Raw genomic sequence first — 22,155 nt, 5'->3', positions numbered from 1 at the left:
TATTTTTATATAATTGGAATATTCAAAACTTTTTTAATTTTGCAAATACCAAATTATATAAACTACACCTAGGATAGCGCCCTTCCCTCTCCCTGTCAACCCCTACTTTACTAACGGCGGCGAAATGTTTGGAAAATTGCCACCCATTCCCCCACCTCGGAACAGGTGTCCGTATTGCAGCCTGATCATTTTCTGGTATAATCATCGCCAATTGGACAAATGGAGGCAGGTAAAATACCCTGTCAATTCTCCACTTAGCGCCAGCAAGTGGTGCTGATCATTATAAAACCGACCAAGTAGCATACTTCAGATAGACCTTGCAAACCCTTAACTTCCCGGAAGCAACTCATACCCTGGTCAAATCCTTGACCCATCATAGCGACCAGGAACTCCTGACCCTGTTTCAAAATCATCCAGATCGGGGTCGATACTTTGTAGTAATTTTCTGTCGCTATGCCCTCATTGTCTATACTCTGATTGGTCACTCTGTCAAATCACCAGTTCAGGCTGAGTATTTATTGGCGTTGACCTGGCGACATATTTTTTATGAAATGCGGGGTCTGAACCTGCGTAATGAAAAAACTCCCGACTCCGAAACAACTCTACAAAACTGGATTATTAACGTTAGTGCTATCTGTATTAACCGCGCTGAACTTCCCCCAGTTGAGTCTATTCATTACTCACTCAAAGATCAGCCACCCCCCCTGTGGTGTTATGTCGGTCAGGCTTTAGATCAAATTGAGCCTTTGTTGCGGCTAATCATTCTGATGGCTCAGACATTTCACTGGAGTGAAACTCGCATCGCCGCCTACTTACAAGCTGAAGGAGAATCTATTTCCCCCAGTGAGGTGCGAACGTTGTTAGAACGAGGGTATAAAATTTTAGAAACCACCATTCCTGAAGATATTCGCGCTATTTATCTCGGTCAAGCTATCACACAATCAACCGATTAAACTGTTTACATTATGGCGATCGCCCAAGCGGTAGATGGCAAACCCTAGAGGGAATTTGAGAACCATTTTCACAGTTCAACAGAGACTTGGCGGCAGTGTGTCTCCTTTAGTTTAGAAACACTGTCCCCTGTTCATTGATACTCAGAGACCGAGTATCCAGGTTGATATTACCAGTTGCTTCAAACCGGATTTCTAAAACACCTGGGCTAGTTACTACCGGACGCACAAACAGCAAACCGCCATCTTCCCTTTGATAGGTCAAGTTTATAGGAATTGTCAATTGCTCTAAGGTGCTTTCTGATTGCTGACCAACTAGCCTGGGTCTGGTTCCCCCTGATATCTGATATTCAATCACCACATTACTAGAATTGATCAGCTTCAGGGTAACTCTGCCATTAACAGGACTAATCCTAGCACTAGGAAGGGGAAATCTGGGAATGGTATCCTCTGTGCGCTGTGTTGGTTGTAATGTACCAGCAGGGGCTGTCGGCGTGGGACCAGTGCGATCGCCTTCTGTCGGCCTTCCAGCCGGTTCCTCAATAATTACTGGTTTACCTTGGCGATTAGGTGGCCCTCCCGCCCAGGCGATCGCGCTTGAGGTCAGCAGCACAGAACCAAAAACAAAGCCCAGCCATTTGATCCCAGTTTTGGGTGTGTCGTTATAGTCCACCATAGTATCATTTACCTGAGTTGAACAGATTACACCAGTTTACGCTAGATTTATCATAAATGCCGGAGTGCTAGCTTGGGTCGATCGCTCAGGAGATAAGACTTACCAGGATGCACCAAGAACTTTTCCCGCACAGCCGCGCGCCCTAACAGCATCCTAAACCCCATAACATCCCGGTTAGTTAGGGTAAGTTCGATCTCCCATTCATGTCCCCGTAGTTTAGCAGTAGTGACAATCACGATCCTTTCTTCGGAATGTCCCCCGGAATTTCGCACCTCTCGTTGATCTAAAACCTTCGCTGTCGCTGTCACCGTTTCCGTGCTATTCCGCTGCCAGGGGTGCATTTTGAACTCAACCATCCTTTCGTCTTCATCGCCGAAATGGTGAACATCAAAGGCGTGTATGGCAGAGGAACGCGCTCCTGTGTCAATTTTAGCCTTAATTGCACTTACTCCTAAATCAGGAAGAGCCAGCCACTCCCGCCAGCCAATTACATCTCGCTGTTGCTTGTTAAACAATCCTTTCCAGCCTTTTGATATCTCTGTTTTAGCTTTCTCGCAGCGATCGCTTTACTTCTATATCTCCTCAAGCCCGATTTGGCACAAGCTGCCCCTACCCTCCTGACCCGGAAGGCCAAGGGCAAGCTCCGTTTTTCTGTTACTGACAGCCTAATCTACAACCGTCTAATATAATTCTACCACAGCTTCAGCGATCGCTTTACTTCCATTTTTATCTAAAGTTTCCGATAAGCGAGGGGGGTTCAGGGGTTCGCGTAGAAATTCCCAATTTCCCGTCAAAAACTCCGCCGCCGTCAGAATTTGGTGGAAACCATAATTTTCTAACCCCTCAATTAATATCGGAGACTCAGCAAAACCGGACCGCACCAAAGACACTAGGGGAATATCCAACCGCAATGCTTCCGCAAATGTACTATAGCCTGGTTTAGAAATAACTCGCCCACACAAAGGCATCAAATCTACCGGACGCAGGCGGGAATATTCTGCTAATGAAGGGCTAGATTTCACCATATCTCTCGGCTTAATTAAATTATCCAAATCCGGCGAATTGCTATCAAAAGTAATGAACTGATAATCAGGAAAACGCCCTAAATGATTATAGGGAATTGCGTCTAGTCCTAAGCCCCCAAAAGTCAGCATAATAGTTTTTTCTACCGAGGTTTTAATCTGAAAGTCCGCCCTAAGTTTAGCTAAATCATAGCGAGGATCACCACCAGTTAAACCCATATCTTCAATGACAGGAAATGCCGTCATCTGCTCATGAAGAGGCAGCCTAAATAAGCGATCGCATTGCCCAAAACACTCCCCAATCCAATCCGCTATTTCCTGGAATTCTTCCCCCCAATCACGATAAATAAAATCCCACCCAAAATTACTCATCATCCAACCAGGAACCCCAGCCGACCGAGCTATGGGCGCAGCCAAAGGTGGAATATCCGCCAGCACTAAATTAATCCGATTTTGACGAATAAAATCAACTTCTCTGGCTACAATAGACCTCTGCCGCTGCTTAATATCCTCTAACTTGGAACGAGTCGCCAATTTATCCATAGTGATACTATCCGACTGAACTACCCCCACATCAAAAGCCCGCGATCGCACCACAAAATCACCCGAAATATAAGACTCCAATAACCAGCGGGGAGCCTGAGTTACTAAGAATAATAAAACATCAGGACAAAATTTCTGGATTTGAGCAGCCACAGAAGCAGCACGAACAGCATGACCAAATCCGTGATTAGTAATGGCAATATAAATGGCTGGCCTGGTCATAACTTAAATTAACTCACTCAAATTTTGGTAACATATTTTACCCTAAATCCCCTCAGTGCGATCGCCTCAACATAATTCCCTCCACCAAAGAATTTAGAATTCCCAATCAATCCGGTATCAAATCATGTCACAATGTATTGATTACATACAATCCATGTCTACTTTTTACTTTGATCAGTGGTGACAGTTTTCAGCGTCGGGGCGATCGCATTTAGTCAGGCTAGGGCTTCAATTAAAACCCTAGTTTTTGAACGACCCACTATGACTGTCTCTACCCCCCTACCGGATAATCAAGGTGAAACCATAGGTGTTCTCGCCGCTCACCTTAGCCTAGAGCAGATGGATCTCCGATTATCTTCGATTCTACTGGGCTAGGAGAACAAGGGGAAACCTATTTGATCAATAACTTGCGCGTATTTGTATCTGGGGAAGAGTTTGGCCGACAAGACTTTCCTAGAGGGGGTCACAGCGAAGGCATTGATCGCGGGTTGCAACGGGAAAATGGGCGCGGCAGTTATTTAAACTATGCTGGCGTTCCTGTACTTGGTGTGTTTCCCTGGTTAGAACACCAAGAACTTGTCCTATTAGTGGAAATGCCACGGTCGGAAGCCCTAGATCCCGCTCGTCAGTTGGCTTGGACTACTTTGGGGGTCGGTTTAACTTTTACCGGCTTACTCACTGTCGGCGTTTATCTATTGGCGAGCCAAATTTCTCGCCCTATATTGGCGATCGCTACTGTAGCCACTAAAGTCGCAGACGGCGACCTCACCCCTGTGGCTCCCGTAATGACTGATGATGAGGTGGGAACCCTAGCTATGGCTTTTAATCGCATGACTGGACAACTGCGACGACTCTATGCCGGTCTACAGGAAAAAGTTACCCTACTTCAACAGACAGAAGTTGAATTGAATCAGAGTCTGGAACAGCTACAGATAGAAAAACAAGCCGTTGAATACCACCAAGCTCAGATTAGTATTGCTAATCAGGAAATTACCTTACTTAACGATCGCCTAAAAACTGAAAATATAGATTTGGCTCAGGAGTTACAGGTTAGCAATAAACTTCTGCGTCAGTTCCTCGAAGCTATGCCTTTGGCCGTTGTCGTTGTCGATGACATGGGTCAACTTTACTATACTAACCAGGCTGCACATATCCTATTTGGACTAGGTGCAGTCCTGGATGATTTAAACAATGAAAATTCTATCATTTATCCTAGTTATATTGCCGGAACTGACCAACTATACCCAGAAGAGAATTTACCCCTAGAGCGGGCTTTGAAAGGGGAAAGTGTCCTAGTTAATGATATTGAAGTCCATCAACCTGATCGGATTATTCCCGTGGAAGCTAGAGCCCGACCTATTAATGATGCCCAGGGAAATATTACCTTTGCGATCGCTACTTTTCAAGATATCACTGAACGCCAAAAAGCCGAAGCAGAACGACAAAATTTTATCGAAGAAATGTTTTCCGTTAACTGTGATTTAGAACTCGCCCTTAATGAACAAGAAGAACTCACCGATGCCGCTGGCAGGTTTGTTCCTAATCAGTTTTTATCCTTCCTCGGTTATGAAAGTATTGTGGAAGTTAAATCAGGAGATGCTGTCGAAAAACAAATGTCCATTTTGTTTTCAGATATTCGCCAGTTTACTAATCTCTCTGAAAACATGACCTTAGCCGATAATTTTAAGTTTATCAATGCCTATTTATGCCGTATGGAACCCGCAATTATTGACAATAATGGTTTTATAGATAAATATATTGGAGATGCCATCATGGCATTGTTTGGTGGCAATGCTGATGATGCAGTGCAGGCGGGAATCTCTATGCTAAAATTATTAAGCGACTATAATACTACCCGACAGCGACCAGGACGACCACCTATTAAAATTGGCATTGGTATTAATACCGGAACTATGATGTTAGGTATTGTTGGCGGGAAAGATAAAATTGATACCACCGTAATTAGTGATGCCGTTAATTTAGCCGCTCGCTTGGAAGAGTTAACTAAAAAATATGCCGTGCCACTCTTAATTAGCCAACATACATTCTTATGTCTTGAAAACCCTAATAATTACGCTTTCCGAATTATTGATAAAGTCGCTGTCAAAGGCAAATCCGAAATGGTCTCTGTCTTTGAAATCTTTGATGCTGACCCCCCAGAAAGTCGCGACGCTAAGTTAAAAACTAAAACCCAGTTTGAGTCAGCATTGGCTCTCTATTATCTCCAGGAATATAAGCAAGCCGCTCAATTGTTGCAGATCTGTTTAGCTGAAAATCCTAGTGATGCTGTGGCTCAAATTTACTGGAAACGGGTTGTTGATGAGATGTTATCCTAGGTTAAACCCTCCCACAGCAGGTAGACTATCACACTATAGGCAAATTATCCAAAATATGGTATCCTTAACCTAAGAGCAACTCGCCCCCCCCCTACTCTGCTGTGACCCCTAAGAAAAGTCTATCAATTTTCCGGAGACTTAATCCCGGCAAATTACCTCACCTATCTAAAGTCAGGCTGTACACTACCAAAAGTTATTAAACTTTGAGTTATTAAACATAACATGAAAAAAAAATTTTGGAGATTTTTTTGAAGCACCAAGTACCAGCAATGAGTTTTTGGTGATTGGGTTTTCCCCCAGTTCCGTTCCCCTGAAACAGATGTGGAGAAATAATGGTTTGTCCGCCAACTTTATGGCTGATTATGTCACCACATTTTCCCGAAAACAGAAGAGGAACAGGACTCAGTTAGTCGGCAAATGGAAGTTAAAAGTGCTGTGAGTTTTGTGGCTAATGAGTTATTAGAAAATGCCATGAAATTTAGTGATGAATCATCAACATACCCGATTAAAATACAGCTATTTTTGCAGCACGATAATCTCTCCTTTTTTGTGGCAAATACTATCAATAAAGACGCGGTTAGTTCCTTTCAAGACTACATTCAAGAGTTGCTAAGTTCTGACCCCCAAGAGATGTATATTCATCAGGTTGAAAAAAATGTAGAAAATGATACCGAATCTGGCTTAGGATATTTAACAATGGTTAACGACTATATGGCCAAACTCGGCTGGAAGTTTGAAACCTTAGAACAAGAAACCTCCCAGACTATTGTTACTACAATGGTTCAACTCACTATCTAATCAACATCTAAAGTAGTTAAATCTCAATTTTTCACAACTTGAATACAGGAATTAAACATGGTAATTGAATCATATCAAACTGAAGATTATAGCATTGGTTACGATAGCCAAATATCCACTATTACCCTTAAAGGCTCTCTGAGACTCAATGGCTTAGAAGAGTCCAATGTGGTGGTTAAATTACTTAATGATGTATTAGATATCGAACCTCCTAAAATCACTCTGAACCTCAGAGAGTTGCAATTTCTCAACAGTTCGGGAATTAATATGCTGTCTAAATTTGTGATTAAAGTGAGGCAGAAAAAAACTATTAACTTGGTGTTATTAGCTTCTATTAAAATACCTTGGCAAGGAAAATCTCTCAAAAATTTACAGCGATTAATGCCTACATTGGAATTGGAAATTGATGCCTAAATTTAACTAAATTCCATGATTTAGATGAACCCATATCCCTCACCGCCTAAAACTGGGTTAAATATCACTGAAAAACCTGTTAATATACCGGGTGCAAACTCAGTTAAATTATCCCAGTTACTCCAGAGGTTAACCTAGGTATTATTATCTAGGTTTAAAATTATTGATGAACTGTCAGCCAGTCCCCAGCAAGCCATATAGTTCATCAAAATTTGTCTACAATTTACGACAGCTATCCGACTGCATTTAGTGAATTAAAACCCTAGTATTTGTGCCTGAGTTTTAGAATTAATTTAGGGGGTTAGTATGGGGATGACATCAGAATCTAATAGTGATAGAGATTTGGTTTTAGAAAATCAGAAATTGCAGGAGGAAGTTGAGATACTTAAACAAGAAAAAATCTACCTGGAAATTTTACTAGAAACTACCATGCTTCATGCTGACTTGGTGGAACAAGAATTATATCGTTCTCATCAGAAACTCCAGGAGGAAATCACCCAACATAAAAGAACTGAGCAGCAATTAAGAGCTTCTGAAAAAAAGCTACAATCTTTATTAAAAAGGTTATCTCAAACTAATACTGACCTAGAAATTATGTTGGAGACAACCACAGCTCATGGTGATTTGATTGAGAAATTTTCCCATGATTTGAGTATTCGTGACTCTTTGACAGGATTATTTAATCGTCGTTATATGGAAGAGTCCCTAGTCCGACATTTAGGACGCGCTAAAGAACAGGAGGAACCCCTTAGTATTATTATAGGGGATATTGATCATTTTAAAGGATTTAACGATCGCTGGGGACATCAAGCCGGAGATGTGGTCCTGAAAGCTGTCAGCCGATTTTTAGAAAATCATACTCGCCTATCAGATACTACTTGTAGATATGGGGGAGAGGAATTTGTGCTCCTTTTACCCTCGACCACTATTGAGGATGCTCATCAAATTGCTGAGTTTCTTAGGGAAGGTATCAAAAATCTACACCATCAATATTCCTATACTTTTATGCAGGGACTCACTATGTCTATGGGGATAGCGGGTTTTCCCATACACGCTGATTGTCAGTATAGTTTAATTAGATCGGCAGATACGGCGCTATACTATTCTAAAACTCACGGACGCGATCGCGTCACTATCGCCTCTTTAAATTTATGCCCATGCCTTAAAAATGACGATTATTGATAACTTAATTTACAATTGACTGCGGGTATGTCGTGCCTTTTGTAACAGTTCTTGAGCCTCAGCATTAACAGTTGTTCCAGGGCGCACCAACTCTAATGTATAAATAACGTCAGATATCTTATTATTTAAAGATGTAAAATTGGGATTAGCAGAACTCGTCAACTGTCGCCATTCCACAATTAACCGTCTGGCTCTTTCCATGGCATCTACAGAATCTCTTTCGTCCTGTAATCTTTGTTGAATTTGCCGACGATTTGACCGATATTCAGCTAGTTTGGTTTGAGCTTCCAAATAACTCGGATTGTCTGGATTAATCTGTTGTAAGCGTTTAATCGCCTCATCCCAATGCTCGATTACCTGCTGCCAATGTAATTGATTATGGGGTGGATTTTGAGCATCATTAGCAGCCTTACTAGCAAAAATTTGCGCCGCCTCAATTAAAGTATTACCCTGTAAACGACCAGCTACAAACCCCACCTGCTGCTGAAAATCACGGTTAGCAGCGGTCAACTGCTGTTGTGCATTCTTTCCAGACAAAGTTGCTTGGGGGATTTGTCTTAGTTGATCAATAGCCTGTTGCCAAGCTATAATAGCTGTCTGTTTATCGGCGGGCGATTCCGCTTGATTATACTGTGCTGTGGCTATCTGTAAGGCTTGTTGAGCTTGCTGTAAGGCTTGATAAGCATTCTGTTCCTGGAAAATCTGGGCTTCCATGCGGCCCACCAGTTTCCGGGTATTTTGGTACTCATCAAAAGTAAAGCGCCAGGTGCAACCAAACAAATTACAATAAGCCTTTGGGTAATATCCCAAAAACCATACAGGCAACTTATCCAGGTGCTTTTGAGCCTGGCTGGCTTTCTCAGCCCCTAGTTCAAAGTCTGTCATAGCTGTGGCTTTATTGACCAATTGATCAGCCTGTTCTACTAAAGCGATCGCCTGTCGGTAGTTATAATCCATGCTAATATAGCTGGGAAGCAACAACAAGGGGGCGGTTGTAGCCACAGGTTGGCGAATCATCGGATAAGGTAAATTAACTAACCAAACGACTCCCGCTAGTCCACCGATGACTCCCCCTCCCCAAAATAGCTTTTTGATAGCACCAGGAGGACGGTTAGCCCGGGCAGCTTTATCAATTACTTTGGGGTTAAAATCAGGAAACTGATCCGTAAGTAATTCCTCAAGTTCCGATCGCCTTAGAAAATCTCCCGACTGCGATCGCCTTTTGTGCAACCGAGATCGTACAATTTCAGCCCCAATTTGATCAATGGGATTTTCTTTAACCCGCCGATTGATCTCCGTCAGCAGAATATCAAAGGATTTTTGCGAAAGTCGTGCCATAAGTAAACCTTCCCACCCTAGTGATTAAAGTTTATATTTTCTGTAGGGTAGCTTCTGTGCATCTACAAGCAATAGCTATATAATTCCTGACATCGACTCAGGATTTGACGGATTAGAAGGTATCCCTACAGGTAGATGTGTCAATAGTAACAATAATTCATCCTTGAGATAGAGGCAATTTTTACCTCAGCTTAGTTTTATACAAAAATTTGAGTATTAATGATTTTTACAGTAATGGCAATGGCCCGTCAACTATTAGCCCCAGATCTAGCTTTAATAGCCAGCCTAGGATTTATAGAGCCAATGGTGTTACCACAAAGGGTCTCTTTTCTATTGGCGATCGCTGACTACATTCTGGCCCTGCTGTTATTGTACATCATCGTGATCTGGCGAGATCTTCCCCTGCGTCGATTAATCTTTCTATTTGCTGTGTTTGTCTTCTGCACTGGTAGCTTTATTATCTTACAGGGAGAAACTTGGTTAAATCCTACACCTAATCTAATTTTTACAGTAGGGGCGATCGCTTTCATTATTTCCCTATCAATTATCCAGGGACTACTTAAATTAATCCCCGGTCTGGGGCTGGGTGAGTCAACCCCCCAACTCCAAAACTCAAATGGTCTACTCCTCAACCCTAATTCTTGGCCAGAAACCACCCGCTACCCACGGCAACACACACAAGCACCTGTCAAAAATAGCCAATCAGATCTTCTGTTGACCATTCAAGATCAGACCGCTGAACTTCAGGAAACCATTAAACAATTAAAACTACAAATTCAACAGCAGCAAGTGATAGCCACGAATGCTACACAAGAGAAACATTTGCTGCAAGCTATTCTTGATAACTGTCCGGCGCTGATCTGTGCCAAAGATAGTCAAAACCGTTATATTATGGTTAATCGTCAGTGCGAAATTTTCTTAAATCGACCAGCCCAGGAGATTCTTGGTAAAACCAACTATGATTTATTTCCAACAACTATCGCCCAAAAACTACAAGAATCGGATCAAAAAGTTTTCGACAGTGGTAGAGTGCAGCAAACTCACCAAAATATAGTCAATTATCATGGTAAAATTCGCCAATTTATATCCGTAAATTTTCCGATTTTTAATCAAAATAGACATATTTTAGCCGTGTGTAATATTGGTAGTGATATCACGGAAGGCAAACGCCAAGAACAGAGGCTCAGGTTACTCGAATCAGCCGTTAGCCATACCACTGATGCGATCGCGATCGCTCAATGTAACCCAGAAAAAACCACGGATTCTCAGATAGTTTATATTAATAAAGCCTTTACTAATCTTACTGGTTATCAACCGGAAGATATCATTGGTAAAAATCCCAATATTCTGCAAGGAACCGACACAGACGAGCAACAATTAAAGCGAGTTGAAGTCGCCCTCAGCCAGGGTCAGTCTATACAAGTGGAATTGATTAACTACCGTCAGAATCGCTCGAAATATTGGGCGGATCTTAGTATTTCTCCGGTCACTGATGACACGGGAAAAGTCAGCCATTTTGTCTTTGTACAACGTGATATAACATCCCGAAAACTGAAAACTAGCACCCTCCAAAGGGAGCGAGAACAACTCCAGCAAATTATTACTAATGCTCCGGTGGCTGTAGCTATTTTAGATTGTTCTATGCGCTATATAGCTTATAGCGATCGCTGGCTCCAAGAGTATCATCTTCCCCCAGAATCTTTAGTGGGTCGTAGCCACTATGAAATTTTCCCCCATATCTCAGAAACCTGTACAGAAGTCTACCGCCGAGCTATTGCTGGCGAGGTGATTTCCTGCTCGGAAGATAACATGATTTATCCTGATGGTTCCCACGGATATTTTCGCTGGGCGATTCATCCTTGGTATACCTTAAACCAGGAAATAGGCGGCGTGGTTATTGCCACTTATCCCATTGATGAATTAGTGAAAGCACGAGAAGCCGCCTTAGAAAACTCTCGGCTAAAATCCCAATTCTTGGCTAATATGAGCCATGAAATTAGAACTCCCATGAATGGGGTTTTAGGGATGACTGGGTTATTGCTGAAAACCGAACTAGATACTAAACAAAAAGATTTTGTCCAGGCGATTCGTACCAGTGCTAATCACCTCTTATCTATAATTAATGATATCCTCGATTTTTCTAAGTTAGAAGCCCAAGAAATTGAACTAGAAGACTTGGATTTTGACCTGGAAGAATGCCTAGAAAATATCATTGATTTATTGGCAGCACAGGCAGAAAATAAGGGCATTGAATTAGCGGCTATTGTCGATCGCAATGTTCCCCGTTATCTGCGGGGCGACCCCGGTAGACTGCGACAGGTACTGTTAAACCTGATGAGTAATGGCATTAAATTTACCCCGGCTGGAGAAGTCACCCTGCGAGTTAGCCGCCCTCCCAACTATGATATTAATGCTCCTTTGATATTACGTTATGAAGTGCAGGATACTGGCATTGGTATTCCGCCTGAGTCTCATGGAAGGTTATTTGAGGCTTTTTCTCAGGTGGATGCTTCCACGACTCGCAAATTTGGAGGTACTGGGTTGGGCTTAGTAATTTGTAAGCAGTTGGTAGATGTTATGGGGGGAGAAATCGGTTTAGAAAGTGTGGTTGATCAAGGTAGCAATTTTTGGTTTACTCTGCCTTTTTCTATCTCCAAAACTGCATCATTTCCCAATTTACCAGAAACGTTAACCAAATTAAAAATTTTGGTGGTTGATGCTAATGCAAGTGTGCGCCAGTCTGTCCGGTATCTGATTCAATCTTGGGGGATGGAACTTGAGGAAGCCTCTAGCCCAGAAATGGCTTTGTCAAAGTTGCGTGATGCCGCCAATAATAACCAACCCTTTAAGTTGGCAATTTTTGACCAAAATCTGTTGATTGATGGAGATAAAAATTTAGCCGCAGTTATCCAAAATGAACCGATGCTCAGTGATACTAAGTTGGTGTTAATGACTTCTATGCGCCGACTCAGTTCGGTGGAAGATTTATTAGATGATGGTTGGGCTAACAGTTATTTAATTAAACCTGTGCGGGCTTCTCGATTATTTGATGCTTTGCTGACAGCTATGGCTAATGAAATTACGGGGAATTTAGCCGAGTTTCGCTCCCGTAGTGATGGTTTTGGGGATAATTCTACTACCCTATCCCCTGCTGGTTTGGATTTAAAAGTTTTACTAGCTGAGGATCATCCTATTAATCAACAGGTATTGTTAAATCAGTTGAGTTTATTAGGGATTGAAGCTGATTTGGCGGAAAATGGACAACAGGTGCTGGAATTATTAAGCGATCGCCATTATGACCTAGTGTTTATGGATTGTCAGATGCCTAAATTAGATGGTTATGCCACAACCGAGGAACTACGGAAACGGGAAGGCACCGATCGCCATACCACTGTAATCGCCCTGACCGCCCACGCTATGCCTAGCGATCGCCAAAAATGCTTATCAGCCGGTATGGATGATTATATCAGCAAACCCATCACCCAGGAGGAGTTAGCATTTAAACTGCAAACTTGGGCCGCCCGTCGGCAACAAATACCCAGCCCAAATGCCCCTGAAACCAGCCCGACCCCCAAAACCATATCAACTCATACAAAACAGGATAAACCTAGGCTCCTGCTTGATTTAGACCGCCTCCAGACAATTTCTAGGGGTAAGGTTGAATTTCAGAAAAAGTTATTGGCTGTGTTTATGGAAAATGCACGCCAAGATATAGTTAAACTGCGCCAAGCTATCACCGCATCAGACTTTCAAGCTATGGCTATGGTTGCTCACCGCATCAAAGGTTCTAGTGGTAATGTGGGGGTGCCGGTTTTAACAGCGATCGCCGCCGATATTGAAGAAAAAGCCCGCAGCCAAAGCCTGGCTGGATCTATGAGTCTAATTGACTCCCTCGCCGAAAATCTTAACCGGGTGGATAGTTTGATTCAACAAAAATTTTATAGCTGATCACAAAACATGGCAAAATAGACTCACTAACATCACAGTAACTACTCAATTAATCAATATCAAACCATGGCAACTATTCTAATTGTTGATGATGACATCGCCACCCAAATGATTCTACAGAATACCCTGGAAGAACAAGGGTATCAAGTGGCGATCGCTGAAGATGGTAAAACCGCCCTAGATTTAGCGGAGAGTCTCTCCCCAGAATTAATGATTTGTGATTGGATGTTACCTGAGTTAAACGGCTTAGAGGTCTGTCAGAAACTGCGTTATCATCCAACATTAGCTACCACATTTTTCATCCTCTTGACCGCCCAGGAACAAATAGATGAGTGTAGTTCCCTTGATGAGTTTACTTCGGAATATCGGATTGATGAATTGATGAGCAAACCCATTGAAATTGATGGGCTATTAGCTAGGGTACGATGTGGCTTAAAAATTGCGGCTCAAAATAAACAGTTAAAACAGGCTTATCAACAACTGTTATACAGTGAGAAAATGCTAAATTTGGGGCAAATGGTTTCCGGCATTGCCCACGAAATTAATAACCCGGTTTCCTTTGTGACTGGTAATATTAACCATGCGACGGGTTATGCTCAAGATTTAATGGAATTGGTAGAGTTGTATGGTGAACATTATCCCGAACCTGTGGAAGAAATTGAGGAAAGAATCGAGGATATTGATTTAGAATTTCTGCTAGAAGATTTCCCACAACTCCTAGAATCAATTAAAGTGGGAACTGACCGTATCCGTCATTTGGTGGAGTCTCTACGGAATTTTTATAAACAGGATGATGGGGAATTAAAAACTGTTGATATTCATGAAGGTCTGGCAGATATTATCCTGATTTTACAGGGACGTATTAAAGGTAAAAAAGGTCGCGCCATTCAAATGGTTAAAAACTACGGAGAATTACCCCAGGTACAATGCTACCCAGGGCAACTTAATCAGGTATTTATGAACCTGCTAAATAATGCGATAGACAGTTTAGATACTAACCGAGAACAAGACAATGAGTTTCAGCCCGAAATTAAGATTACCACGACGGTGGAAACTTCAGAACCACCAGGGGAGGGTTGGGTAACAATCAGGATTTATGATAATGGTAATGGCATTCCCGAATCATTAAGCGATCGCATTTTTCAGCCCCTATTCACCACCAAACCTCCCCACATAGGTACAGGTATGGGATTAAGTCTCAGCCATCAAATTATCACCGAAGGTCATAGGGGAACCATTGAAGTTAAATCCGACCCCGAAACTGGAACCGAATTTATCATCAAAATTCCCCAAAAGCAAACCGGGACTGATTAAAGATGATTAAGACTCTTCGTGAAACTCCGGTTTTAAATCCCTTTCCATCAAGGCTTCAACGGCTTCTTGGGGGTTAATTTCATTGTTCAATAAGCGATAGACCTGTCGAGAAATGGGGACGAGAATTTTTTCGCGGTCAGCAATAGCGATAAGTACATTAGTGGTATTGACCCCTTCGGCTGTACTACCCAACTCCTGCAAAATCACCTCTAAGGTTTTACCCTCAGCCAAACCATAGCCCACCCGATAATTACGGCTTAAAGCACTATTACAGGTGGCTAACATATCCCCCAAACCTGACAGACCAAAAAAGGTCTCTGTCTGTCCCCCCAAATGGGTGCCAATGCGGATCATTTCTGTTAACGCCCGGGTCAGGAGGGCAGATTTGGCATTAATGCCCAATTGTAAGCCATCACAGACCCCAGAGGCGATCGCAATTACATTTTTTAAAGTTCCTCCCAACTCCGTCCCCATAGGGTCATTACTGGTATAAACCCGCAGCAAACTCGAAGCAAATAGCCTCTGGGCGAACTCCGCCGCCCCTAGGTCAGAACTTGCTACCACCGTCGCCGCCGGAAGATGTCGTTCAATTTCGGCCGACAGATTAGGCCCTGATAGTACCACAATGGGATGATCTGGGAAATCCTGCTCCCAAATTTGAGAAGGAGTCCGGGTGCTTTCCGCGTCTAAGCCTTTAGTAGCAGTGACAATAGGAACATGATCGGGGATACCAATTTCCTGGAGTTTTCCCGCCGTCGCCGCCACCCCTTTCATAGAAATAGCAGAAACGATTAAATCAGCCCCTTCTACCGCTTCCTCCAAAGTATTACCTAAACGGCGAGACCAGAGATTAATTTTATGGCCATTATGACCCGCCAACTCAGCCAGCGCACTACCCCAAGCCCCCGCGCCCAAAACTGTCAGGGTTGCCTGTTCCTTATCTGGAAATTCCATAAAATCTTCGTTATTCTATCTTAACAAGGATACATTGTCACAAAGACTCGCTCTCAGCATCACCAATGGTTAAACCATTTGGGGTGATAAAGCCTTTTCCCAAGCCTCCAATTCATAATCGGGAATGCAGTTTAACCGCATATAATCATGGTAGGCTATTACTTCGCGATCGCACTTTTCTTGAGTCCAACCCGCATATTTTTGGAGAGTCTCAGTAATAGTCGGTAATAAATCTAACCCATAGCGAGCGTGCATGGCTAGAGTAGTTCGTCGCCGGGTAATATCTACCAAAGTTTGCGCCATTTCCGATCGCACTCCGTAGACCAGTTGAGCTTTAATATCAGGTAAAGCCGGGGTAATTTTTTCCCTCAACTCCTCATGTTCATCAGTTAGCTGCAATACCTCCAGCGCCCGCGCCCCATAGATTGAGAACAGATGATGAATAGTTTTCAGAGGTAGTTGGGGGCGATAATCATAAAGGGCCTGTCCGATGCGAGTATCATTAGGGAAAATTGCCCCAGGTAGTGGCGTGTCCGTCTCACACCGTGGCGCAGGTAGCCCCATTTTCTGATAACTCGCCTCAACCAACTCTTCCGCCACCTGGCGATAGGTGGTTAGTTTGCCACCAATCAAAGATAGCAGATTTTCCACCCCATCCTTATCATGGTCATAAACAATGTGTTTCCGGGTGATAGCAGCCGTTTTTTGGCTAGGTTCCACATAGGGAAGGGGGCGGACTCCAGAATAGGTAAACTTCACGTCCTGACGCGAAAGTTCAGCGGTGGGAATAATGCCATTAGTTTCCCGCAACAGATAATCAATTTCATCATTATCTGCTTTAATGGCTTCCAGATTCTCATTAAAATAAATATCCGTAGTGCCAATGAGATACATTCCCAACCAAGGCACAATAAAAAACGGCCGTCCGTCCGATTTTGCCTCGACATATAGGGAAGTTTCCGGCGCACCAGGGAAGGGATCTACAATAATATGGCTGCCTTTAGTGCCGCCGATTTTGCGAGTTGTGCCAATGGCGGCGGGTTGGTCTTTCTCTCGCCCCAGTTGACAAACGCGATCGACCCAAGGGCCAGAAGTATTGATAACTACCGCCTTCGGGCTACCCTTAACCGTAAAAGTTTCGCCGCTGAAAACATCCCGACAATTCAGTTGATTAATGCGTTTTCCTTCCCGGTCAAGTCCGGTCACTTCCACATAGTTAAGAATTGTCGCGCCCGCTTGTTTAGCCGCGATAATATTTTCCAGACATAACCTCTCAGCATATTCTACTTGAGCATCATAATACTGAGCGCCGCCTTTCAGATTTTCCTTATCTAAAGACCGGAATAATTGCTGAAATTGGGTGTTAGGTAGCATTCTGTGAGTCGGTAAACTCTTGTCATAGCTGAACACATCATAAAGCAGCATTCCCGCCCAAATTTTCCAATAAGGACGCGATCGCCCCCCATAAACTGGTACAGTTAATAACAGTGGTTTAACTAAATGGGGCGCTGTCCGCAGTAGAATTTCTCGCTCTCGCAGGGACTCACGCACTAGGGGAAACTCGAAATATTCCAGATAACGTAACCCTCCATGAACCAGCCTCGTAGACCAGCTTGAGGTCGCCCCTGCAAAATCCCCCTTTTCAATTAAAATAGTTTTTAAGCCCCTGAGCGCCGCATCACGAGCTACTCCGGCTCCATTTATACCACCGCCAATCACAATTAAATCGTAGGTTTCCGCCTGAATTTTTGGATAGTCTCCCATGATGATTATAGTTGAGTTTTCTTAGCTACTTTAAAATCGCAAACTCGGCTAATTGATGTGGGCTACTCTCAGCCTTTATAGTTCACCAATTAACCGAATTTCAAGTTACTTGTTTACACAGCCACAGTAGTTTTCACAGCAGCTTTTTGATGCGTCATAGACTCGAAACGTTCAAACACATGATCCGCCCAATACTTGACATCATATTTAACTACAGTTTTACGCATTTCAGCCATCCGCCGTTTTTGTTCTTCGGAGTCCATGGCTAAAGCAAATTCGATCGCCTCATCCATGCGCTGAGTCGAATAGGGATTAGTCAAAACCGCCTGGGGAAGTTCCACCGCCGCCCCCACAAATTCCGACAGCACCAAGACACCGCCGCGATCTTCTCTGGCGACCACATATTCTTTAGCTACCAGGTTCAAACCATCCCGCAAGGGAGTAGTCCAGCAGACATCAGCTAATCGGTAATAGGAAAACAAATCCGGTAGGGGTATCGGCTGGGTAAATAACAAAGTCGGCATCCAATCTAATCGCGCAAATCGGCCGTTAATTTTCCCTACTAATTGCTCGATTTGATGTTGAGCAGTTTTATAAACCCGCATCCCATCAGCCGCCGATACACAAGTCATCAAAAACTGAATTTTTCCATGGAGATCTCGGCGACGTTCTAACAGTCGCTCATAGGCTTCTAACATCTGCCGATTTCCCTTCACATAATCGACCCGACCCGCCGCCAAAATTAATTTGCGATCGCCTAATTCTTCATTAATTGCCGTCAAACGTGACTGACCCTCTGGCTTCTCTAAAACCGATTCTATGAAACCCGGATTTGTACCCACCGGGAAAGCGTCAATATTCACTATTTGACCTTTATACTCAAGTTGGCTCACCATTTCTGGTTCTGCTAAAGCCGTTCCTACTTTGGTAAGATGAGGGGCTACAGGTTCCCGTTTAACCACTTTTATCTCGCACAAACTCCGAGCGACATTGACAAAATTCTCCGAGTAGCGAGGAATATGGAAACCCACTAAATCGCAGCATAAAAGACTCTCCACAATTTCCTGTCGCCAAGGTAGGATATTAAACACATCCACCGACGGAAATGGCGTATGATGAAAGAACGCAATCCGTGCATCCGGTTTCAGTTCCCGAATGTAGCGCGCCGCCAACCATAGGTTATAGTCATGAATCCAAATTAAAGCATCATCTGCCGCCTCTTCGCAGGCTGCTTCTGCAAATAAACGATTAATCGTGGTAAAGTTTTCCCAGTCCGCCGTTTCCGAGGTGAAATGATACGGGAACGAGTGTAGAACTGGCCAGAATGCCTCTTTAGAGGTGATGTGGTAGAAATGTTTAACCTGGTCGGCGTTTAGGGCTATGCGGCGCACAGTATAGTTACCTTCATCTTCCACTTCTACCCTTTCTTGAAAGTCGGCTTTTTGCTTGGCTGTTACTTGTTTCCAAGCTACCCAAGTGCCTTGATTAACGTTAGCAAAGAAACTTTTTAGGGTCGGTACAATACCATTAGGGCTTTTTTTGGCTCGGTAGTGAATTTTACCATTTTCGATGACCTCATCGTAGGGTTCGCGATGGTACAGAATTACCAGTGAAGATTTCATAATTTTTGTGTTTTCCGTGAAACAATTTTGAAGTTTACAGTTATGCGATCGCCTGAATTTTCAGGAGTCTCGCGCCATGTTCATTTCCGGTCAACTCAACGCTAAAATACAGCGCGCCTGTGGGTCAATTTACGAGTTGACTTACTTGATGAACAGGGATATATAGATTTATTCATGAAAACTATATTGACAACAACAAATCTAGGGTTAAGTATGTTAGTGTTAACTTCCCATCAATGCCATACAGTAGGTAGGCTTATAATTATGCGATCGCTATCAAACATCAACCACATTTGATTGAGACTGCACGCTTGGGTCAATTGACCCATTGACCTACTACACTTTAACTCGATTACTGGAGCCTAGCCTTCACAGGTTAACAAAACTTAACTATAGTTAACATCTATCCTAGGGTTGATTCACAAATGGGGCAAGCGATCGCAAATTTAACAGTAACGCTAGAGTCGGAAACCCCTGGGTTAGACTAGAGTTAAATTGTCGAGTCAAGTAGAAACTTAGTTTTGGTAACCACAACAGAACCCACCATCAAACTGGTAGACGAAGAAACCGAAAATCTGCTAAATTGGGCAGCCACCGTCGAACATTCCAAAGCCTCCTATTTTGAAAAAGCACAAATTCTCGCCCAAAAATTAGGAGCCCACTGGCTAGGAGACGGACTGACACAAATCGGGTTTTGGACCCCCAAATTAACCTCCCAAGTCATGAGGAGGCTAGAGATTTTCCTAGAGGTACTCATCCCCATAGATGAAATAGACCTGCGGGCAGATCAGCAAGTAGTCCGTTTCCACCGTACCCGAATAAACCTCAAACAACAGGGAGAATATCACTGGGGAGTTGTCGCCGGAATGGAACCCGGAAGCCGAGAGCAAGTCGGATCATTCTATTGGCTGCGCTACATTGACCAAGCCGAAAAACTGCAAGCGATCCGTGATCCCCTGGCTTACTCCCTTCCCTATGGAGTATTCGGACCCGCCGAACTCTACGACATCGAAACCCTACAAGCCCAACGCCCCGACCTAGAATATTTTAGCCGTCGGGGAACCTCCCGTCACCCCACCATTGACCTACATGATGATGATCTCTCCCCCCTACCCAACCCCAAATTAATTCCCAGGGTTCGGGCTCCCAAAAACATTCTGCAACTCCATGTAGGAACCGCCACCGCTGCTGGTACCTTTGAGGGATTAACCAGCCTTTATAGTCGTATTTCCGATAAATTAGCCAAAAATATCCCCCTGACCCCCATGGAGGAAAACTATATCGGCTATGGTGCTGTGCAACTGCTACCCACAGAACCCCCCATCGAGTTTAGGGATGAATATAGTCCCGAAAGTGAGTTTTTCGCCTTCATGTCAGAAGATGAAGACATTCTCGAGATTAATCTGAGCAAACCCGATACCCAGGATTGGGGCTATGATGTGCCAATTTTAGGGTCTTCTACCACAAATCCGGCAATTATGGGCAGTCGTCGCCCTGATGAGGTAGTGGATTTTATCGCCACATTGCATAATTTCTCCACCGGACCCATTCAGGTTATTTATGACATTGTTTATGGTCATGCTGATAACCAATCGGAATTACTCCTGAATCGTCAGTTCCTAAAAGGGCAGAATATGTATGGTCAGGATTTAAACCACCAACTGCCAACGGTGCGGGCTATCTTGCTAGAAATGCAGCGCCGTAAAATGAATACCGGAGTTGATGGGATTCGCATTGATGGCGGTCAAGATTTCCGGTTCTTTAATCCCTTAACTGGCTTGGTCGAACAGGATGATGCTTATTTGTTAGCCATGAGTGATGTTGTTCAAGATATTGGCGGCTATCAACGGTTACTGTTTACTATTTTTGAAGATGGCAGACCATGGCCGGAGGAAGGATGGGAGGAAATTTCTACCTATCGAGATCTGATTGAACTGCGCCCGGACTCCTTCCAATGGGGGCCGTTAATTTTTGCTCATAATACCCCCACTTTAAAGGGTTTTTGGGAGAGGAAATGGAAACGAGTTTGTGAGGTTATGTATCAGGGAGAAAATTGGATTACGGGTTGTGCTAACCATGATACTGTCCGACGGGGAAATCAGGTTGAGTTAGACCAAGAAATTAATTGGAATTTGGGTAAAACTTTGTCGGAGGTTTTGCACAATGGTTATGATAATCCGGCGGTGACGTTGTGGGTGTATGGCTTTAGTCCGGGTTTACCGATGGATTTTATTAATGCTACTACCAGAGCCCCCTGGATGTTTTTCCGCAATACTGATGAACGCTATGGCGTGAAAGTTGTCGCGGAAGAAATGGGCTTTTTAGATTGGCAAATTACCCCGGAATTGTATCAGCGAGATTTTGTGTTTTCTGGTTTAAAAAGTTTGGGCTTTGAGGACTTAGAAGAAATCAAGCAGTTTGGCAATGCTTTACAACAGGCGATGATTGATAATGATTATAGTCTCCCCGCTGTGGTAGAGGCTTGTCAGGCTTGTTTGGGCGATTCAGCACAAGAGTGTAAAGTTGAATATTGGCAAAAGATGAATCACCCGGAGATGGTGGAGTTTCTCAAGGATCTCAATATTCCGAAACTCAAAGAATTTGCCCTCAAGTTTATGGAGGACTGCTACGAAATCTGTAATGTCTCTCACTATGGTGAGGATCTAAATGCTGTGCAAACTAATTTTAATTTGCAGTTGCGTCGCTTCCGACACGATCGCATTTGGTTGCGTCAGAATTTGATGGGTACAGATCAGTTTAACAAAATTGGTGATCAGACTCAGACCGTTTTTTATGGAGTCCGAGGAAACCCTTACCGGGAAGAAGACCAAGTGGTGATGGTGGCCCATACGGGAGGGGAACCAATGACGGTAACGGTGGGAGATTGGCTAGAATTAGACTTATCGCATTGGAAAGTGGCGATCGCCTCTCCGGGAGTCGAATTAAATGATAACCTAGCTTCCTTGAAGAAATTTGAACTCAAAGATAGCCAAGGTGTCCTGTTAGTACCCCAACAGCCCCAGAAATAACCTGTAGATCATAGCTGAATTGCTACTCATGCTACAGGCATTC

The 22,155-nt window shown here is 43.5% G+C and carries 16 protein-coding genes; 9 read left to right on the top strand and 7 right to left on the bottom strand.

What is annotated here, in order from left to right:
• Positions 1-317: 317 nt before the first annotated feature.
• Entirely contained in the window at positions 318-953 is a 636-nt protein-coding gene (locus tag B9T16_RS00700) for a sigma-70 family RNA polymerase sigma factor (RefSeq protein ID WP_410243888.1), read from the top strand.
• Positions 954-1,059: 106 nt separating this feature from the next.
• On the opposite strand, the gene B9T16_RS00695 is transcribed toward B9T16_RS00700, so the two are convergent.
• From B9T16_RS00695 to B9T16_RS00685, 3 genes are all read right to left on the bottom strand, one after another.
• Positions 1,060-1,626: a hypothetical protein gene (locus B9T16_RS00695; protein ID WP_014276826.1), complete on the bottom strand. Its 567-nt coding sequence runs from the start codon at positions 1,624-1,626 to the stop codon at positions 1,060-1,062.
• A gap of 50 nt (positions 1,627-1,676) precedes the next feature.
• On the bottom strand, positions 1,677-2,141 hold the full coding sequence (locus tag B9T16_RS00690; RefSeq protein WP_014276825.1) for an ATP-dependent zinc protease: 465 nt from the start codon (positions 2,139-2,141) through the stop codon (positions 1,677-1,679).
• Positions 2,142-2,306: 165 nt separating this feature from the next.
• On the bottom strand, positions 2,307-3,413 hold the full coding sequence (locus B9T16_RS00685) for a hypothetical protein (protein WP_014276824.1): 1,107 nt from the start codon (positions 3,411-3,413) through the stop codon (positions 2,307-2,309).
• Between the two features lie 180 nt (positions 3,414-3,593).
• Between B9T16_RS00685 and B9T16_RS00680 the strand changes: the two genes are divergently transcribed.
• The 5 genes from B9T16_RS00680 to B9T16_RS00660 all read left to right on the top strand — a co-directional run bounded on the left by B9T16_RS00680 (position 3,594) and on the right by B9T16_RS00660 (position 8,143).
• The gene (locus B9T16_RS00680; RefSeq protein WP_043468597.1) at positions 3,594-3,788 is read left to right on the top strand and encodes a cache domain-containing protein; all 195 of its coding nucleotides are present in this window, start codon (positions 3,594-3,596) and stop codon (positions 3,786-3,788) included.
• A gap of 20 nt (positions 3,789-3,808) precedes the next feature.
• Complete coding sequence (locus B9T16_RS00675) at positions 3,809-5,749, top strand: adenylate/guanylate cyclase domain-containing protein (RefSeq protein WP_410243887.1); 1,941 nt, start codon at positions 3,809-3,811, stop codon at positions 5,747-5,749.
• Positions 5,750-6,166: 417 nt separating this feature from the next.
• Positions 6,167-6,547 (top strand): DUF6272 family protein, encoded by a 381-nt coding sequence (locus tag B9T16_RS00670; protein WP_410243886.1) that lies wholly within the window; start codon positions 6,167-6,169, stop codon positions 6,545-6,547.
• 57 nt (positions 6,548-6,604) lie between these two features.
• Positions 6,605-6,961 (top strand): slr1659 superfamily regulator, encoded by a 357-nt coding sequence (locus B9T16_RS00665; RefSeq protein ID WP_410243885.1) that lies wholly within the window; start codon positions 6,605-6,607, stop codon positions 6,959-6,961.
• Between the two features lie 312 nt (positions 6,962-7,273).
• Entirely contained in the window at positions 7,274-8,143 is an 870-nt protein-coding gene (locus B9T16_RS00660; RefSeq protein WP_410243884.1) for a diguanylate cyclase, read from the top strand.
• A gap of 9 nt (positions 8,144-8,152) precedes the next feature.
• Here the strand turns inward: B9T16_RS00660 and B9T16_RS00655 are convergent, their stop codons facing one another.
• Positions 8,153-9,481, bottom strand: coding sequence for a hypothetical protein (locus B9T16_RS00655; RefSeq protein WP_410243883.1), 1,329 nt, complete (start codon positions 9,479-9,481; stop codon positions 8,153-8,155).
• Between the two features lie 219 nt (positions 9,482-9,700).
• Here B9T16_RS00655 and B9T16_RS00650 point away from each other — a divergent pair, with 219 nt between their 5' ends.
• Positions 9,701-13,429: a PAS domain-containing protein gene (locus B9T16_RS00650; protein ID WP_410243882.1), complete on the top strand. Its 3,729-nt coding sequence runs from the start codon at positions 9,701-9,703 to the stop codon at positions 13,427-13,429.
• A 66-nt stretch (positions 13,430-13,495) separates the two neighbouring features.
• A complete protein-coding gene (locus B9T16_RS00645; protein ID WP_410243881.1) occupies positions 13,496-14,743 on the top strand; it encodes a sensor histidine kinase in 1,248 nt (415 codons plus the stop codon).
• Between the two features lie 6 nt (positions 14,744-14,749).
• On the opposite strand, the gene B9T16_RS00640 is transcribed toward B9T16_RS00645, so the two are convergent.
• The 3 genes from B9T16_RS00640 to ggpS form a co-directional block, all read right to left on the bottom strand.
• Positions 14,750-15,697, bottom strand: coding sequence for an NAD(P)H-dependent glycerol-3-phosphate dehydrogenase (locus B9T16_RS00640; RefSeq protein WP_315669738.1), 948 nt, complete (start codon positions 15,695-15,697; stop codon positions 14,750-14,752).
• A gap of 69 nt (positions 15,698-15,766) precedes the next feature.
• Complete coding sequence (gene glpD / locus B9T16_RS00635) at positions 15,767-17,461, bottom strand: glycerol-3-phosphate dehydrogenase (RefSeq protein ID WP_152088586.1); 1,695 nt, start codon at positions 17,459-17,461, stop codon at positions 15,767-15,769.
• A gap of 113 nt (positions 17,462-17,574) precedes the next feature.
• Positions 17,575-19,083, bottom strand: coding sequence for a glucosylglycerol-phosphate synthase (gene ggpS / locus B9T16_RS00630; protein ID WP_410243880.1), 1,509 nt, complete (start codon positions 19,081-19,083; stop codon positions 17,575-17,577).
• 521 nt (positions 19,084-19,604) lie between these two features.
• On the opposite strand from ggpS, the gene gghA reads away from it, so the two are divergent.
• Entirely contained in the window at positions 19,605-22,112 is a 2,508-nt protein-coding gene (gene gghA, locus B9T16_RS00625) for a glucosylglycerol hydrolase (protein WP_410243879.1), read from the top strand.
• The last annotated feature ends 43 nt before the right edge of the window (positions 22,113-22,155 follow it).

It is taken from the genome of Arthrospira sp. PCC 8006 (genome assembly GCF_046480465.1).
Lineage (GTDB): Bacteria > Cyanobacteriota > Cyanobacteriia > Cyanobacteriales > Microcoleaceae > Limnospira > Limnospira platensis.
This window is presented reverse-complemented; position numbering and strand designations above follow the sequence as displayed.